The following is a 1,124-nucleotide window of genomic DNA, read 5'->3' on the forward strand; positions in this document are numbered from 1 at the left end:
ATGGATCCCTGTGTGTTGGATCCGTGGCATGTTTGGTGCGGGCGGGATGCCGTTGGATCCCAGGTGGCGAACACCGTGTTCCGGCTCGGTTCCCGCCCGCGTTGCAAACCCATCCTGAACAGTTGACCGAGGCCGCTTGCACCGGACCTCGCAGCACAGGGACAGGCGCCATGACCATACACCCCTGCTTCATCGGTTGCGATATCGCCAAGCATCATCTCGACCTGTTCGACGAAAGCCGCGGCGAGGGCTTTCGGATCGACAACACGCAGGCGGCGATTGCCGCCTGGCTGTCCTCTCTGGACATTGGCTGCGCCTTCGTCGCCTTCGAGGCGACCGGGCCCTATGACCGCCGGCTGCAGCATGCGCTGGAGCAGGCGGGCTGCCGTTTCGCCCGGATCAACCCGGGCCGGGCCCGCGACTTCGCCCGCGCCACCGGCCGCCTCGCCAAGACCGACGCGATCGACGCCCGCATGCTCGCCGCCATGGCGCGGATGCTGGCGCTGGCGCCCGACGCCGCCTCCGATCCCACCCGCAATACTCTGGTGTCCTTGCACAAACGCCGCGACCAGTTGGTCGAGATGCGTGCCGCCGAGCGCGTCCGCGTTAAGGAGAGCGACGATCCCACGGGGAGCCTGGCCCGTCTCCTCGCCTGGCTCGACGAGGAGATCTCGGCCCTCGAGCTCACGATCGCGCAGGCGCTGCGCGCCAATGCGGAGCTGGCCGCGATGCAGGCCCTGTTGCGCTCGGCGCCCGGCGTCGGCCCCGTCACCGCGACCACCCTGATCGCCCTGATGCCCGAACTCGGGCAGTGTTCGCCCAAGGCCATCGCCGCGCTGGCGGGCCTCGCCCCCTTCAACAACGACAGCGGCCGACAGCGCGGCAAGCGCGCCATCAAGGGCGGACGCAGCCGCGTCAGGCGCGCGCTCTACATGGCGGCGCTCGCCGCAATCCGAACCTCGCACCGCTTCAAGACCTTCTACCAAGCTGTGAAGGCACGCTCCGCCGCGACCAAAGTCGCCATCATCGCCGTCGCCAGAAAGCTCCTCACTGTGCTCAACGCCATGGCCAAAACCAAGACCGCATTCCAGCCATGATACGCGCATCGATACAGTTGCCGGATC

The 1,124-nt window shown here is 67.8% G+C and carries 1 protein-coding gene; it reads left to right on the forward strand.

Annotated features, from left to right (window positions below):
- Positions 1–170: 170 nt before the first annotated feature.
- Positions 171–1,097 carry an IS110 family transposase gene (locus tag AE618_RS02060; RefSeq protein ID WP_054207406.1) on the forward strand — a complete coding sequence of 309 codons (927 nt, stop codon included), beginning with the start codon at positions 171–173 and terminating at the stop codon, positions 1,095–1,097.
- Positions 1,098–1,124 lie beyond the last annotated feature (27 nt).

The sequence above is a fragment of the Allobosea vaviloviae genome (assembly GCF_001298265.1).
Classification (GTDB): domain Bacteria; phylum Pseudomonadota; class Alphaproteobacteria; order Rhizobiales; family Beijerinckiaceae; genus Allobosea; species Allobosea vaviloviae_B.

What these genes read in the sequence shown, in the direction of transcription:
- AE618_RS02060 (WP_054207406.1), top strand. Translation starts at nt 171, where the DNA reads ATGACCATACACCCCTGCTTCATCGGTTGCGATATCGCCAAGCATCAT.